General features: G+C 73.8%; 13 protein-coding genes. All 13 read right to left on the minus strand.

Annotated elements, in window-relative coordinates:
• From ACFZCY_RS36640 to ACFZCY_RS36700, 13 genes are read right to left on the minus strand one after another with little or no spacing between them, the layout of a single operon-like run.
• Positions 1 to 1,137, minus strand: a complete 1,137-nt coding sequence (locus ACFZCY_RS36640; protein WP_391183425.1) for a hypothetical protein — start codon at positions 1,135 to 1,137, stop codon at positions 1 to 3.
• On the minus strand, positions 1,134 to 3,128 hold the full coding sequence (locus ACFZCY_RS36645) for a hypothetical protein (RefSeq protein ID WP_391183427.1): 1,995 nt from the start codon (positions 3,126 to 3,128) through the stop codon (positions 1,134 to 1,136). The genes ACFZCY_RS36640 and ACFZCY_RS36645 overlap by 4 nt, the downstream gene beginning before the upstream one ends.
• 2 nt (positions 3,129 to 3,130) lie before the next feature.
• Positions 3,131 to 4,381, minus strand: coding sequence for a hypothetical protein (locus ACFZCY_RS36650; RefSeq protein WP_391183430.1), 1,251 nt, complete (start codon positions 4,379 to 4,381; stop codon positions 3,131 to 3,133).
• Positions 4,382 to 4,394: 13 nt separating this feature from the next.
• Positions 4,395 to 6,347 (minus strand): phage tail protein, encoded by a 1,953-nt coding sequence (locus tag ACFZCY_RS36655; RefSeq protein WP_391183432.1) that lies wholly within the window; start codon positions 6,345 to 6,347, stop codon positions 4,395 to 4,397.
• Positions 6,344 to 8,401, minus strand: coding sequence for a putative baseplate assembly protein (locus ACFZCY_RS36660; protein WP_391183435.1), 2,058 nt, complete (start codon positions 8,399 to 8,401; stop codon positions 6,344 to 6,346). Before ACFZCY_RS36660 ends, ACFZCY_RS36655 begins: the two co-directional genes overlap by 4 nt.
• Positions 8,398 to 10,347, minus strand: coding sequence for a baseplate J/gp47 family protein (locus ACFZCY_RS36665; protein ID WP_391183437.1), 1,950 nt, complete (start codon positions 10,345 to 10,347; stop codon positions 8,398 to 8,400). Before ACFZCY_RS36665 ends, ACFZCY_RS36660 begins: the two co-directional genes overlap by 4 nt.
• A complete protein-coding gene (locus ACFZCY_RS36670; RefSeq protein WP_391183440.1) occupies positions 10,344 to 10,766 on the minus strand; it encodes a GPW/gp25 family protein in 423 nt (140 codons plus the stop codon). The genes ACFZCY_RS36665 and ACFZCY_RS36670 overlap by 4 nt, the downstream gene beginning before the upstream one ends.
• Positions 10,763 to 11,458, minus strand: coding sequence for a phage baseplate assembly protein V (locus ACFZCY_RS36675; RefSeq protein WP_391183442.1), 696 nt, complete (start codon positions 11,456 to 11,458; stop codon positions 10,763 to 10,765). The genes ACFZCY_RS36670 and ACFZCY_RS36675 overlap by 4 nt, the downstream gene beginning before the upstream one ends.
• A 2-nt stretch (positions 11,459 to 11,460) precedes the next feature.
• Entirely contained in the window at positions 11,461 to 12,642 is a 1,182-nt protein-coding gene (locus ACFZCY_RS36680; RefSeq protein ID WP_391183444.1) for a phage late control D family protein, read from the minus strand.
• Positions 12,643 to 12,652: 10 nt separating this feature from the next.
• The gene (locus tag ACFZCY_RS36685; RefSeq protein ID WP_391183447.1) at positions 12,653 to 13,324 is read right to left on the minus strand and encodes a LysM peptidoglycan-binding domain-containing protein; all 672 of its coding nucleotides are present in this window, start codon (positions 13,322 to 13,324) and stop codon (positions 12,653 to 12,655) included.
• Entirely contained in the window at positions 13,321 to 13,497 is a 177-nt protein-coding gene (locus ACFZCY_RS36690) for a putative phage tail protein (protein ID WP_391183450.1), read from the minus strand. Before ACFZCY_RS36690 ends, ACFZCY_RS36685 begins: the two co-directional genes overlap by 4 nt.
• 14 nt (positions 13,498 to 13,511) lie before the next feature.
• Entirely contained in the window at positions 13,512 to 14,030 is a 519-nt protein-coding gene (locus ACFZCY_RS36695; RefSeq protein ID WP_391183451.1) for a phage tail protein, read from the minus strand.
• A complete protein-coding gene (locus ACFZCY_RS36700) occupies positions 14,027 to 15,520 on the minus strand; it encodes a phage tail sheath subtilisin-like domain-containing protein (protein ID WP_391183454.1) in 1,494 nt (497 codons plus the stop codon). Before ACFZCY_RS36700 ends, ACFZCY_RS36695 begins: the two co-directional genes overlap by 4 nt.
• Position 15,521: the final 1 nt, after the last annotated feature.

The raw sequence follows: 15,521 nt of genomic DNA on the forward strand, positions 1-15,521 counted from the left end.
TCAGCCACCGCCGTTCGTTGCCGCGACCGTCGCCACCACCAGGAAGTCGGCCGATCCGGGCTGGTCGACGACCTCCCCCGGGGCGGCGACGGGGTCGTACCGGCGCACCCGGCACCGGAGCCGCCGGTCGGCGTCCACGGCGGTCTCCACCGGGCTGTACAGCTCCGTGGTGCCCAAGGGCGGTGTGCGCGGGGTCAGATGGACGTGGAGCACGACCCGTCCGTCGGCGACCTGTTCCGGGGTGACGCCGGACGGCAGCGGCAGCAGCATCCCGTCGGTGGCGGTCCCGGACGCGACGAGCGTGCTGCCGGTCTGCGTCCCGCCGCTGAAGCTGCCCTCGATCGTGAGGTTGCCGTTGGCCGCCACGGTCATCAGCGGGGCGACCGTGCCGCCGCCCTGGTACAGGCCGAAGACCAGGTTCGGCGTATCGCCGCCGGACAGGACGAGCGCAGGCTTGCCCTCCTGGGCCTCGGGGGCCGTGCGCAGGGTCAGCGCGCCGGACGCGGCCGAGACGCTGTCCGCGCGTACGCCCACGAACCGCGCCGCGACGCCGCGCGCCTCGGTCACGACGCCGCTGAAGTGGCCGTCCGCCCACTGGACGTAGCCCAGCAGGATGAGCCAGCGGACGGGCGGATCGGCCGGTGGGGCGCCGATCGCGGGCGGCTGCTGCTCCGCTACCAGCCGCTCGTCGCCGAGGCGCCCGAAGAGGAGCTGGTACGACTCCTCCACCCGGGTCTTGGTGGCGCTGCCGGAGCACGAGACCGGAGCGGCGGACCGGTCCGGTTCGCGGTCGGTGGCGGTGAGGAAGACCGGGTAGGGCTCGACGGTGAGCTGGTCCGCGCCGTTGACCTCGTCGAAGTCGCTCTCGCGCAGCACCACCGGTTCGGTGACGACCACCTCGCGGCCGGTCCCGTCGACGGCGATCCCCGGCGCCACGCTCACCTCGACGTAACGGACGCCTGTGGCCGGGTCGGTACGGGGCTGGGTGACGAGGCCGAGCCCTTCGGCGATGCCCCATTCGTGCAGGTGCCGGGCGTGCCGGGCGGCCGGTCCGCGCGCGTACTCCACCGTGGCCGACAGGTCGGCGGCGGCGAGCACCTGGCCCTCGTGGAAGGCGGGGCGCAGGGGGCCCGTCATGGCGTATCACCGGGCTTCTGGGTACGGGGGCGGGGCGACCGGGTGCGTTTGGCCGGGGGCTTGGGCGGCTCGTCCGCACGGTCCGGTGCCGGGGCCTCTCCCCCGTCCGCGTCCGGGGCCGGGTCCGGTGTGCCTTCGCGTTCTGCGAGGCGTTCCTCCAGGTGCGTGACCTGCGTCTCGGCGCTGCCCATATGGGCGCGCAGGCCCTCCACGGCGGCGGTGAGATCGGCGACCTGGGTCCTGAGCCGGGCGAGTTCCTGCATGCTGTCGGTGACTTCGCTGGGCGTCGTGTAGACCTGTTCGTGCAGCGCCTTGGGCGGTGTTTCGCCGGGTGCGGGGGTCAGCAGCAGGGACAGCATCTCCTCCAGGTCCCCGGTGCGCGGCCAGTCGCCGAGCAGACCGTCGGCGTACGGGCGCGCCACCGGGCCCTCCGTCGGGAGCGGCAGCGTCCGGTACGCGGCCAGGGGCTCGCAGCACACGCGCTCGGCGAGTTCGCGCAGCCGGTAGAGCTTGGGCAGCCATTCGCCGTAGGCCGAGCCGCCCGGCAGCACCTGTTCCCGGGTGGCGGAGCAGACCCGTACGACGTCGCAGCCGTCCAGCTCCACGTGTGCGAGCAGGACGTCGGTGTCGGTGCAGTCGCCGCACGGCGGGTTCAGCGTGGCGCACGCCGCGTCGGTCAGGAACCGGCGCACCGCGGTGGCCAGCGCCGTGGCCGCTTCGGCGATCTGCTGCACCTCGGCGATGGTCGCCTTCTCGGTGCTGTCCGGCTGCGGGGCCGGCAGCAGCGGCGGTACGTCGGCGTCGGCGACGTCCTTGCGCAGCGCGCAGTCGGCGAGGTCGGCGGCCTGGTCCAGGCGGCACAGCAGCCACTCGCGGATCAGGCCGAGGTCCGCGCGGAACTCCACCCGCAGCGCGTGGCCGAGCGGGAGGCCCTGGGCGAGCATGCGCACTTCCAGTGGCGCGTCCGGGTCGCCGCGCTCCGGTACGACGCGGGCCGCGGTCTCGGTGACGACGGCGTTGGCGAGGGAACGGCGCAGCGGGTCGGGCCACGCGGCTTTCATGTCGGCGTCGCGGAGCCGTTCGCACGCCGTGCCCAGGGCGCCGCGGGCCTCGCGCAGGGTGGCGAGGTCCGGGTAGTTCTGCCTGAGCTGGTCCTGCCCTGCCGCGTCGTAGGTGTCGAACCGGGCGATGGCGGCGGCGAGTCCCCGTACGTGCTCGGTCATCTCACCGGCCGTCGACGGGGGCGGCGGGCCCTCGCCGCCCGCGTTCTCGCGCAGCCACGCGAAGGCGGTGGCGTACCGCTGTGCGTCGGCGGCGTCGAAGCGGAAGGTGCGGCCGGTGCCGGTCGCGGCGAGGGTCAGGGCGTCGGCGTAGTGGCCGAGCCGCCGGTCGCGGGTGCGGGCGCGGTCCGCCCGGGGGAGGTCGCCGATGCTCGCGAGGAGCCGGGTGCCGGGGTTGTGGCGGTGGTCCTCGGAGTCGTCGCACCTGACGACGAAGCGGAACCCTTCCTGGATTCTGGAGGGCACGCATCCCGGTGACGGGCAGGGCTCCTCCGTGGCGTACGGTGCCACCGGCTCGACGGGAAGCTCCTGGTACCGCACATAGAGCCCGTAGCGGCGGCCGTCCTCGTCGTCACAGTCCTCACCGCAGTCCACGCCGAGGGCTTGCACGCGCCGCTCCCGCACCAGGGCGGTGACGTCGACGCGTTCGGTGCAGGACACGACGATGTCGTTTCCGGCGCAGTCGAGTGCGTGTCCGGGATGGACGGCCACGGTTCCGCCGCCGCACGGGTCGCAGGTGACGCCGAGGCCGCAGATGACACCCGGCCCGTACAGGGACCGGTTGTGGAGTCTGCGCTTCGCCGTCGTGTACTCGACCAGCAGGCTGAGGTCGTCCTCGGTCAGCAGTTGCCCTGCGAAGAAGCGAGGACGTACGAAGGCGGAGGTCCGGGTGGCGTCGCCACCGCAGCCGCATCCGCAGTCTGTTCGCATGATCAGCGCTCCTTCACGAAGAACCAGCTCTCGAAGACGTCCGCGCCCGCACCGGTGCCGGAGGTCCAGGGGCCGATGCCCGAGGGCGGGAGGTCGCAGCCGCCGTGCGCGGCCGGCCGGGTGGTGTTGTGGTGATCGATGGTCGGTACGCGTCCGCCGACATGGGTGCCGTCGACCGGGCGGCAGCAGCGGTCGAGGAGGAACGCGGCGCGGACGGTGATCAGTAGGCGGTCGCCGTCCTGCAGCGTCTCGCGGGTGGTCTGGCGGTAGCGGAAGCGCTCGGTGAACTCGCCGCATCCGCCGTCCGTTTCGAGGTCCGGTTCGGCGAAGGTGCCGCCCATGTACCAGGTGGAGGCGTTGCGTCCGCTGCCGCCCTCGATCACCTGCAGCTCCACCACGCCGGGCCGCAGGGTGTCGGTCCGTACGCCGGAGGAGAACCGCACCACGAGGCCGCCGTCCTCGTCCTGGGTGCCGAGGAGCGCCTTGGCCTCGTCGATGGTGTAGGTGTGTCCGTGGATCCAGTTGATGCCGGTGATCACGGTGGGGACGTGGCGGCCGAACGGGCGGCGTACGTTCATGTGGATCTGGTCGCGGCGCACCGGCTCGTACCAGTCCAGGCAGTCGATCCTGGCCAGCCACAGCACGGAGTGTTCGCAGGCCGAGCAGCAGGTGTCGCAGCGCTCGTCCTCCGGGGGCTCGCACCCGGTGACCCGTACCGTGTAGCACTCCTCCGTCCAGCCGAACTCGCAGTCGGAGGTGTCCGCGCAGGCGTCGTTGTAGACGGCGCGGGTGGGCTCGACGGGCCGCTCGGCGTATTCGATGCCGACCCAGACGGTGTCGGTGTCCCGTTCGTGCGCGGGCAGCGCCTTCCACAGGTCGATCGCGCAGCCGCCGCGCACCACGACCTCATTGCCGTCGCAGTCCACGCCGAGGCCAGGGCTGATCGTCACCTTGGCCCTGCGCCGGGTGTGCCGCGGTGTTTCGTCACCGCTCTGCTCGGCGGAGGGGGTTTCCCCGCCGGTGTCCGGCGGGCAGTCGTCCTCGTCCCGTGGCGCCGGTTTCACATGCAGTCCGCACACCACTCCGTAGCCGAGCAGGCTGCGCATGCGCAGCTTCAACTTCTCGCGGTGGTAGTCCTGTTCGCGCTGGAAGTCCCGCGCGCCCAGCATCTGGCCGTGGAAGTACCGCAGCCTGCGCAGCGGTGGCGCGTCGAACTCCTCCGCACCCGACTGTGATGTCTCTGTCTCCGTCATCCGCCCCGTCCTCTCACGACACCTGTGTATGCACACCGACGGCGGAGACGACCCCCACGCCCACCCCTCGGCGCAACCCTCTCGGCCCCGGCCTCAGCACCCCGTCGCGGCCCAGCCGCAGGGGTTGCGCTCCGCCCAGCACGGGCGCGGGCAGGGGTACGAACGCGGTGTCCACGCCGACCGTGGACCGCGAACCGACCACGAACCCCGCGCCCCCGGTCCGTACCGACCCCACCGTGTGCGCGGGCGCCTGCCGCTCCACCAGCCGCGCGAGCGCCGTCCCGTCCGCCGATCCGGCGGGCAGGGCCACCCGGAACCGGTGCGCGTGCGCGGTGAACGGGTCGCTGTCGGGGGCGCCGAACGCGCGCAGCGGCGCCGCGCCCAGCGCCGAGCCACCGACCCGGAACCGGCTCGCGGACCGGCCGAACAGCCTTATAGCGCCCAGCCCTTGGTCCTGCCCCGGCCCCGCGCCGCCGATGGCCTGGCGCAGGTGTGCCCAGCGGCGATCGGTCGCCAGTTCGTCGACGACCGGGGTCACCCCGAACACGATGCTTATCGCCTCCCGCAGCGCCCACGGCGTGCCCCGGCGCCGGTACAGCTCCGGGGCGGCGGCCAGCAGCGCGCGCCGGGTGGGGGCGTCCCAGCCCGCCTCGTACGACAGACCCAGCAGCCCGGCCAGCCACGGCAGCACCCGGTCGGGCACCCCGGCCGGGTCGAGGAGCGCCGGATACCGCTCGATGACCCGGTCGACCTGGGCGAGTGTGGCGTCGAACAGCGACAGGAAGCGTTCGGTGAAGTCGTCGGCCGCGGGGTCCTCACGGAAGGCGGGCGGCAGCAGGTCGGCGCTGGTGACCCGGGGGAAGTCCAGCCGGATCCGGCGGACGACCGGGGTCGCGCCGCCGTCCCCGGAGAGCCGCAGCCGCAGCCGCAGGAAGCGGCCGGGCGGCTGGTCCACGAGGAAGTCGGTCACGCCCGGGGCCGACGCCTGCCAGTCGCTGTCGTCGTACCAGTCGTCCTCGCTCACCACGATCTGGACGGCGGCCGCCGTCCCGTCGGGCACGTCGGCGTCCACGCGGACCCGGTGCCAGCGGCAGCGCGAGATGCCGCTGTCGATCAGGGTGGTGACGTACGACCCGCTGGTCGCGTAGACGTCGGTGGCGGGCGGCGCGGGGTCCCGGGGCTGGCCCTGCCAGGTGTAACAGGTGGTCCGGGGGCCGTCCGGACCTCGCTCGCTCAGGCAGAACCCGTCGTCGTCGGCCGCGGTGAGCGCGGACGGGGGCAGGGCGGCGGCCAGTTCGTCCACGGTGACGGCGCGGAAGGGTCGGCGGTGGCCGCCCCGGTGGATCGTGAGCCGCCCGCCGTCGTCGGTGAGCAGCCACACGGTGCGCTCCGGTCCGGTGCGCAGGCCGATGACCTCGCCGCGGGCGCCGGTGCGGAGCACACCGCGGAAGCGGCCCGCCTGGTCGTACCGTCGCAGGTCCGTGCCGCCCTGACAGGCCACCAGGATCTCGTCGCCGGGAGCCGGGGCGGCCCAGCGGGGCCGCTCGGCGCGGATCACCCCGGTGAGTTGCGCGCCCTCACGGTGCCACACCAGGACGCGGCCGGAGTCCACGACCACCAGCCGGTGTCCGCGTGCGGCGACCGAGACCGGTTCGCGCAGCAGGCCGGGGTCGCAGCCGGGCGGCCAGAGCGGGGTGAAGGCGCCGCAGGCGTCGCGGCGCAGCAGCCGCCGCTCGCCGGGGATCAGCAGATACCAGGCGCACGGCCCGCACCCCGGTGCGAGGCGGGGGTCGGGGAACCAGGGCAGCAGCTGTCCTCTGGTGGGGCCTTCGGGCGCGGTGCCGCCGTAGGCGAGCCGGAGGCCGGACGGGTCGTCGAACCCGACGATGTCGTGCGTCTCCTCCTCGTCCCAGCCGACATAGGCGTCGAGCAGCCGGAACGTCGCGGGGTGTGGTGTGCACGTCATGGCTGGTCTCCTACCGGGATCAGCAGCGGGCGCTCCGGCCAGACCAGGGTGTGGGGCGGGAGGGCATGATCGGTGCAGGGCGGCAGGCGCATGCCGTCGACGGTGAGCGCGAGCCGGGCGACGGCCAGCACCCCGTCGACCGCCAGCAGCCGCCGGACCAGCGCCGTGTGCCGCAGCGCGCCGCCGAACGGCCAGCCCGCGCCGTCCTCCCCGCCGCGCAGCGGGTCCAGGTAGGTGCGCACCGCGTCGCCCGCCCGGGCGAGGACCGCGGCCCGGTCGAGGTCCGGGTCGAGCGTGACCCAGCACTCCACCCCGACGCGGCGAAAGGGCGCGGGGGCGGCGACGACCGTGACCCCGGCGGGCGCGGCTTCGCGCGACAGGAAGTCGGCGACGGCGCGCAGGGTGGCGGCGGTGGGGACGGGCGGTTCGCCGGTGTCGTCGCCCGGTGGTACGGGTGGTACGACGAGGACGCCCACGACGCCGGGGATGGGCTTCCCGGCGAAGTCGGGGTGCAGGCCGGGCACGCCCCGGGCGCGGGCCACCGAGGCGCCGGGCGCGCGGAGGGCGAGCTGTCCGTAGTCGGCGGGGGCCACGGCCCGGCCACGGGCCCGCAGTTCGCCGACGCCGCGGCGCATGGCGTCGGCGTCGGGTTCGGCGTCCGTACCGCCGGAGGCCGGGAAGGGGTTGCCCACGCCGGTGACGAACGGCAGCGCGGTCACCACCCCGCTCACGGCTCCCGCCCGTACGGCACCGGCGCTGCCGCCGCCCACGCGGTAGCGCACGGCGCGGACGTTGCGGAAGCCGGGCGGGACGGCCGTGCCGTTGATGCCGTCCCCGAAGGTCACTTCGCCGCTGTCGTAATCCACGGTGAACACCCGGTCGTCGGCGCCGTACCCGGCCAGGCTCTCCACTTCGCGCCAGCGGGTGGAGGTACCCGCGGTGGTGCCGAACACGTCGCCGCCCGTGTCGTCGTCGACCTCGATCCCCACCGATCCGGCGAGGATGGGCACCTGGCTGAGCTTCATGCGCCGCCGCCCGGTCGCCGCGCCGTCCTGGACGGGCTGTAGCGGTTCGTCGCGGATGGTGCGGGCGGCGGTGGCGGTGACCACGTTCAGCCGCAGTCCGGACAGGACCGGCGCCGCGTCGGGGAAGGCCCCGTGCGCGATCCGCAGACGCAGCCAGCGCAGCAGCGGCCGGGGGCGGGTGCCGGGCGGGGTGCCCGGCTGCCAGGAGCGCGGCACCCTCAGCTCGACGGTCCCGTTCGCGCTGAGCCCGGCGGTGGAGTCCCGCATCACCTCGGCGGGGACGAGCCGGGTGCCGTCCAGCACGTCCCAGCGCAGCAGCGGCGCGGGCGGCAGCGGCAGGGGCGCCGACCCGCCGGAGGCGGCGGGCGCGGGGGGCGCGGCGACGACCACGAAGCCCAGCGCCAGCCGCGGATAGGGACCGGCGGGACCGGCGAGTCCGATCCACAGCCCGTTTCCGGGCTCCGGATCGCGGCCGAAGGGCGTGAAGGGGCGGCTGGGCCCGGACGGTCCCAGCGGCAGCGTCTCCAGCCGTCCGGCCTCCTGGACGGCGAGGGCGCCGAGGGTGGCCGGTGTGGCGTACAGGTCCTGGTCCGTCTCGTAGACGACCTGCCCGGCCGGGGTGGAGGCGGCACTCTGGAACCCGGCGGGGACGAGAACGGAGGAGCCGTCGGGCGGGTTGACGGTGAACTCCAGGAGCGCGGTCGCCGCGCCGGCCGGGCGCCGCCGCACGCCCGCCGTCGCCAGGTGTTCGGCGAGCACCTTCTCGGGCAGCCGGTTGACGCGGCCGAGTACGGGTTCGGCGAGGGTGCCGAAGAGGCGGACGAGCGCGACACCGGCGTCCTGCCGGTCGGGGTCGGTCCAGTCCGGGGTGTAGCCCGCGATGCGGCCCCGTACGGCGGTACGGACCGCCTCGCGGGTCGCGTCGACGAGTTCGGGCGATACGCCGCTGGGGCCGGGGCCGGGCACGGTCCGCCCGTCCGTCCGCTCCTCTTCCCGGGCGTCCCTCTCCCACCACACGTCGCCGGTCATACCAGTCCCTCCCCCGGTTCGACGGCGGGCACGATCCGGGTGCGGACCGTGCGCAGGACGGGCAGTTCCCCGGCCGCGAGCGGCACCTCGTCGCAGGCTTCGGCCGGGTCGGCCCCGTCGAGGCCGATGGCCACGGCGGCGATGTCCGCGAGGTCCCCCAGCGCCCGCTGCGCGGCCCGCAGCAGGGCCGAGGGCCGCAGCGGCTGCCCGAACGGCCAGCCGTCCTGGCCGTCGCCGCCCACCAGCGGGTCGAGGAAGCGGCGCAGCGCCTCGGTGACCGCGGTGGCCACGCGGGTGCGGTCGGCCGGGTCGCCGGAGAGGTCGACGCGCAGGGCGACATCGCGGTAGCGGGGCGCGCGGACGAAGACCTCGGAGGTGAGCAGCCGCGCTTGTTCCAGTCGGGTGGCGACCGCGCACAGCATGCCCGGGTCGGGCAGCGGCGCGGCGACGAAGTCCTCGCGGCCAAGGTCGTCCCGGGGCGCGGCCGGGACGATGTGCACGGTCACCGCGCCGGGCATCGCGGCGCACGGGAAGCCGGGGTGCGCGCCGAGGGCCGGGTAGGCGCGGGCCATGGCGACGCCCGGGGTCGTACGGGCCAGGGTGACGAAGTCGTCGGCGGTGACCGCGCGGGTCACCTCGCCCAGGGACGCGGCCGCGCGCCGGCGCGCCTCGGCAATGGTCTCCGGGTCCGCGCCGCCTTCGGCCCGTACGAGGTTGACGGCGGAGACCGCACCGAGCCCGGCCGGATCGTCGGCTGCCGGGAGCCAGTTGGCGGTCATGCCGCCGTTGCCGTCCTGGCCGCCGCCGGTCGCGTAGGCGACGTGCACGTCCGGATCGGGGCGGGGGATGCGTCCGGTGAGTCCGTCGCCGAACACCAGCGCGCCCTCGGTCCGGTCGAGGACGAAGATGCGGTCGGCCGGTGCGCCGAAGGTGAAGTCCGGCACCGGTGTCCATCCCTCGTCCGCCAGGCGCAGGGTGGCCTCCAGGAGCCGGTCGGCGGCGTCCGGCAGGACGAGATGCTGTCCGGGCAGCCGGAGCCAGGCGCCGATCTGCTCCTGGAGGTCGGTGCCGTCCGCGATGTGGTGGGTGCGGTGATGTGCGGCGGACACGTTGACGGCGAGCTGGAGAAGGCGGGGCGGGGCCGCGTAGGTGGCGGCCGGGGTCGACACCAGGAGCCCGGTGTCCTCGGTGGTCCAGTCGGCCGGAGGGTACAGCCGCACGACACCGGAGCGCCTGAGCCCGGCCGTGCCGTCCTCGACCTTCTGATACGTGCCGGAGATGTCGGTGCCCGGCCGGAACCAGGACCAGGTCAGCTCGGCGGGCGGCGGTACGTCGGCCACCGCCCCGGGCAGCCACGACGGTACGCACGCGGCGGGCGCCTCCAGCTCGACGAGCAGGCAGATCGGGCCGGGGGCGGGGTGCGCTCCGGTGAGCGGCAGGGTGAACCGGACCTCGGCCGGGGCGCCGTCGCTCGCCAGCAGCGCGATGCCGCGGCGGGCCCGCAGATCGGCCGTGCGGTCGCGGTCGGTCCACACGGTGATCTCGCCGCCCTCGGCGAGCGGGAGGACGGCCACCTCGTCGTCGAGGGTGAAGACGATCCGGCCCGTGGGGTCCCGGGTCAGCGCCGTCCCGGCGGGGACGAGGGGTACCGCGGTGCCCTCCTGCCGGGCGGCGAGGCGCAGCACGGTGGCGGCGGGGCGGGCGGGGCGCGGCGGTTCGAGGCCGAGCAGCCGCAGTATGGCGACCACGAGCGCGTCCGGCACCTGGTCGAGCCAGTACAGCCGCTGTTCCAGGAGGTAGGCGAAGAGTTCGAGGAGGGTGACTCCGGGGTCGACGGGCGCGTGGAGCGTCCAGGTGCCGTCGGACTCGGCGGGGATGCGGCGGCGGATGGCCGCCATCATGTCGGCCCAGGTGAGGTCGTCCAGCTTGGGCGCGGGCAGGGTCATGGCGTCCCCCCGGTGGATCCGGTGAGGCCCGTGAGTCCGGTGTAGAACGGGAACACCAGGTTCGTCTTGGTGTTGCTGCGCCGGATGCGGTAGACGACCGAGACGGTGATCCGTGACGCGTCGGCCGGGTCGGCCTCCGCGCGGACCTCCTCCAGCTCCACGCGCGGCTCGTGGTCGCGGACGGCGGCGGCGATGGACTGCTCCAGGTCGCGCAGGTTCTGCACGCTGCCAGGGGCGAACAGCAACTCATGGGCGCGGGTGCCCAGTTCGGGCCGCATGACCCGCTCGCCGGTGCCGGTGAGCAGCAGCGCCCGCAGACAGTGCTCGATGCTCTCCTCGCCGACGGCGTAGCCGAGCCGCCCGGAGGCGTCGGGCAGGATGGGGAACCGCCAGCCGGTCCCGAGGAATTCCTCGCTCATGCCGTCCTCGCCTTCTTGGCCAGGACGGCCGGGGTGAGCGGCGGGGCTGGCGGGCCGGTCGGCCCGGCGGCGGAGGGGTGGGTGTGGGTGTTGAACGCCTGGAGCAGCTCGTTGCCGAGGACGAGGGGTTCGGTGGCGCCGCCGCCGAGGTCGATCGAGGGGGAATCGATCGTCACCTTCGGCGCCTTGAGGGTGATCTCGCCCTGCGCGGTCACGGTGACGCTGCCTCCCTCGGCTGCGGTGATCTTCACCGCCTTGCCCTGGTCGTCCAGCTCCACCACGTGTCCGGCGGCGGAGGTGATCCGTACGGCGGCCTTGGACTCGGTGTCGTCCAGGAGCACTTCGTGGCCGTGCCGGGTGCGGATGATCTTCTGGTCGCGGCCGTCGGTGCGGGCGGTCGGCGGTTTGTCCTCGCCGTTGTAGAGGCCGCCCAGGACGATCGGGTACCGCATGTCGCCGTGCACGAAGGCGACCAGCACCTCGTCGCCCTTCTCGGGCACGAACACCGAACCGTAGCCGTTTCCCGCGTACAGCTGGCTGACCCGGACCCAGTCGGTGACGGTGGTGTCGTCGAACCAGGGGAACTTCAGCTTGACCTGGCCCTCGTCGTCGCCCTCGTTCTCCACGACGAGCGCTTCGACGACGCCGTAGTACCGCTTGTCGGTGGAGCGGGCGCGTGGCGTGCCCCTCATGGTCACTGGTCCCCCTGATGGATCCGCCGTGCGGTGAACTGGGTGAAGAAACCGCTGGTGTTGAGGGTGTGCTCGACCCGTTTGACGAAGTAGGTGCCGGAGAAGCGGCGGCCGAGTCCGTAGATCTCCAGGTTGTCGCCGGGGCGCAGTTCGGGCAGGCCCGCCACCTTGCCGGTGGCGGTGATGAACTCGTACGCCCGCTCGCGCAGCAGGCTGATCGCCAGTTCGCGGGCCTCCTGGTCGCTGCCGACCGGAGCGTCGACCATGACCTCCTGGCGGCCCTGCAGGGTGGACTCGGCGGCTTGCGGACCGCTCTGCCCGTCGGCCGTGTTCTGCCCGGCGGGCAGATTCTCGGCGGTCGCGGTGAACGCGATGGGCTGTTTGGTACGGGGGTCCCATCCGCGCACTGTGACCTTGCTGACCTGCTGGGACACCGTCAGCGTCGGGGTGAACTCGATCAGGTTGGGGATGAGTCCCGCGGGCTGGTCGGTGGGGCCGGTGCTCAGCCCGGGCGCGTACGCCAGCCGGTACACCCGGATCGGGCGGCCGTCGCGGCCGTCGGTCGGCTTGATGAAGTACAGCGTGTCCTCACCGGTCTTCGGGTCCGGCAGGATGTAGCAGTCGAAGTCCAGCCGCTTGGCGCGCTCCAGCAGGAACGTGGCGTCGTCCTGGTTCTTCTGCACCACCAGGTCGTGGGTGGGCCCTTCCCTGGTGACCTCGATGCGCAGATGGTTGCGCTGGGCGATCTGCTCGGCGATGCGCCAGTCCGGCAGATTGCGGTAGAGCTTGGTCTCGTTCTCGGTGGGCTTGCGGTCCTTGAGCCGCAGCAGCCCGTCCACGCCGCTGACCTGGACGGTGGGCGATGCGCTGTCGGTGAACTTGGGGCTGAGCGTGGCGATGGTGCCGTTGGCGACGGTGAGCAGCTTGTCGGCGTAGCCGAGGCGGACCGAGACCCGGCCGCCGAGCCGGAAGCTCGCCGAGTCGCTGTGCTTGAACCGCAGATGGGCATCGTCCCAGTTGTTCAGGGTCAGATCGAAGCCGGACATCTCGTCGATGTCCCGGTTCACCTTGATGTCGATGATGTCGTTCTTGGTGGACGGGTCCATCTCCAGGCCCTCGATGCGCACCTCGAACTCGGGCGCGTACCGGTCGGGCGGGGCCACCTCGGGTGCGGGGGTGCTCATCGCGCGCTCCTCACGGCAGCCGGGGCACGGTCAGCACCCGGCCCGGCCGCAGGTCGCGCGGGTCGCTGATGCCGTTGGCGCGCGCCAGCTCCCGCCAGGCGTCGGGCCGCCGGTACAGCGCCGCGGAGATGGAGCTGAGCGTGTCGCCACGGCGCACCACGTAGCTCTTCTCCACCGTGGGCGAGGAGCGCGGGGTCTGGGCGACCTGGACGGCGGCCGTACGGAACTCCTTGAGCGAGAGGTCCAGCATGGCGCGCAGTGGCACCCCGTCCGGCTGGAACAGCTGGTAGTTGACGTCCAGCTTCTCCACGACGCCGGTGAAGACCTCCTCGTCCCAGACGAAGCGGACGACCGGCGGCGCGTGTTCGCGGCTGTCGGGCCGCAGCAGGTTGCGCAGCGCGTCGACGTAGGCGGTCCGTACGTTCTCCAGGGTGTCGGAGGTGTCCACCAGCGCCTGGAGGGTGAGGGTTTCCGTGCCGCCGCGGACGTACTGCAGGGGCGGGGTCTCCAGGCCGGGGATGGTGATCTCGGCGAAGGTGTTGCTCTTGCTCAGCTTGTAGTCGGTGGGGTTGAACCGCAGCGGGATCCGCCGCTTCCGCTCGTCGGCGATCACCGGGCGGACGATCTCCAGCCGGGCCCGGGCGGCGCCCTGGCGGGCGAAGGACACGGGGGTCACGCTCACTGGTGGACCTCCCCGTCGCCGAAGCTCCGCTCGCTCTCGGTGCGTTGGGCGCGGGCGCACTGGTCCTCGTACAGCTTCGCCCAGGCCTGGATGTGCTTGTTGAACAGCTTCGTGAACACGGCGCCGTCGTCGCCGTCCACCTGGAACCGGACCTCCAGCTGGTGAATGGTCACCTTCGGCACCCCGGTCACCTCCCTCGGCCCAGGCGCGACAGGCCGTCCGCCGCGGCGTCCTGCAGGACCTTCGTCAGCCCCTCGTGGGCGATCTCCAGCGATTCGATGGCGATCGCGTTCTGCTCGCCGTGCAGGTCCGGGCCGCTCCACTTGGCGGCGAGGCCGCCGTGGAAGGCCCAAGCCGCGCCGGGCACTCCGTCCGGGCCGAGCACGATCACGGCGCCGTCGCGGCGGGCGCCGAGGGAGTCAGCGAGCCCGGTCTGGTACCAGGACCACAGCCCCGGATCCCGCACCAGTCCGCGCTTGAGCGTGATCCGGTTCCAGGAATGGCGCAGCGGCAGCTGGTGCACCGAGTCGTTGCGGCCGCCCTCCGGGTAGCTGGTCACCTCCAGCTGCGCGCCGAGCCCGGTGACCTCCTGGAACGCGCCCGACGCGGCCAGCGGCAGCAGCAGCGCCTGCGCGGGCGGCAGATAGGCGTCACCGGGGTCGAGGGTGACCAGGAAGCGGTATTTGGGCAGGGGGTCCAGGGTCATGCCTCGATTACCTCCAGGTCTCGGTCCTGGCCGAGTACGAGACGGAGCCGGATGAACTCCATGGGGACGGCCGGGGCGACCTCGATCTCGCAGACCAGCTGCCCCGGGTCCTGCTCGGGCGGGTTGTTGGTGTCGTCGCACACCACCCGGAACGCCTGCTCGGGCCGGTCACCGGCGAGCGCCCCGGACCGGAAGGCCGACAGGAGGACGGAGGCCAGCGCCCGCACCAGGGTCAGCCGCAGTTCGGGCGAGTTGACGTCGAACACCAGCGGGCCCGCCACCCGCCGGATCGCCCGCACCAGCAGATGCACCAGCCTCCGGTGCGCGATGTAGCGGGTGCTCGGATCGGCGGACAGGGTGCGCCCGCCCCACACCATCAGCCCGCGCCCCCGGGTGCACCGGATCAGGTCGACTCCCGCGTCGAACAGCCGGACCTGCTGTGGCTCGGGGTACTCGGCGGCGAGGTCGACCGCCTCCAGGATCACGGCGTTGGCGGGCGTGCGGTGGGCGCCACGCTCGCCGTCGAGGCGGGCGATGACGCCCAGGACGTGCCCGGACGCCGGTACGGTCCGCAGGTCGTGCCCGTCGGGGACGCGCAGCGGCGGGTGGTAGACGGCGGCGCAGCCGAGCAGCCCGGCGTCGCCGGTGGCCGCCAGGGAGGCCACCCACCCGGCCGCCTCGTCCACCGACGCCAGCCGGGGCGGTACGTCCAGGACGGCGAGGCGGTCGTGCGAGGGCTCGATGGTGCGGAGCAGTTCGAGCACCAGGTCGGTGTGGGTGGTTTCGGACAGGTCCGTGCCGAGGTCCGGCAGCGCCACCAGCGCCGGTTCCGGCAGTTCGGCCTGCGCGGTCACTGCGTCCGCGTACGCCTCGCGGGTGGGCGCCGCGTCGGTGCCGCCCGTGAGCGTCAGGTCCCAGGACATCGAGATCGGGCCGGGCCGTCCCGGCGGTGGTGGCGGTCCGTCCGGAACCAGCCGGATGTAGCGGGACGCCGTCAGCCGGTCGGCCACCTCGGCGAGCGGAAGTCCGGGGAACGTCTCGGGCGGCTCGCCGGGCAGCAGCACCCGTACGCCCACGGTGGGCGGTCCGGCGACCGTGCTGGCCTGGTAACGGATGGCGACGCGCGCGCCGTTGGCCCACGCGCCGGGGCTGGTGGCGACCACCTCGAAGCCCGTGGCGGCCAAGCCGCTCAGCGGCCCCGCCGCCCACCGGGTCCGGGCCATGATGGCCGGCCCGGACACGCGGAGCACCCAGGCGGTGCGGCCGCCGTTCTCGAAGAAGCCGCGCAGCGCGTACGGGGTTGCGAAGGCGCCGTCCGGCGGTCCGAAGGCGGCCACGACGTCGTTCCAGCTCTCCGCGCGCACGGGAGTACCGACCGGGCCCCGGCGGAGCCGGCCCAGGAACGCCGCCACGTCCGTGCGCAGCGGCTCCGTGGCCGGGCCACGGGTCGCGGACGTCAGAGATACGCCGGGAAGCGCTTCGCCGGCCATG

Source organism: Streptomyces sp. NPDC007983 (assembly GCF_042958345.1).
Lineage (GTDB): Bacteria > Actinomycetota > Actinomycetes > Streptomycetales > Streptomycetaceae > Streptomyces.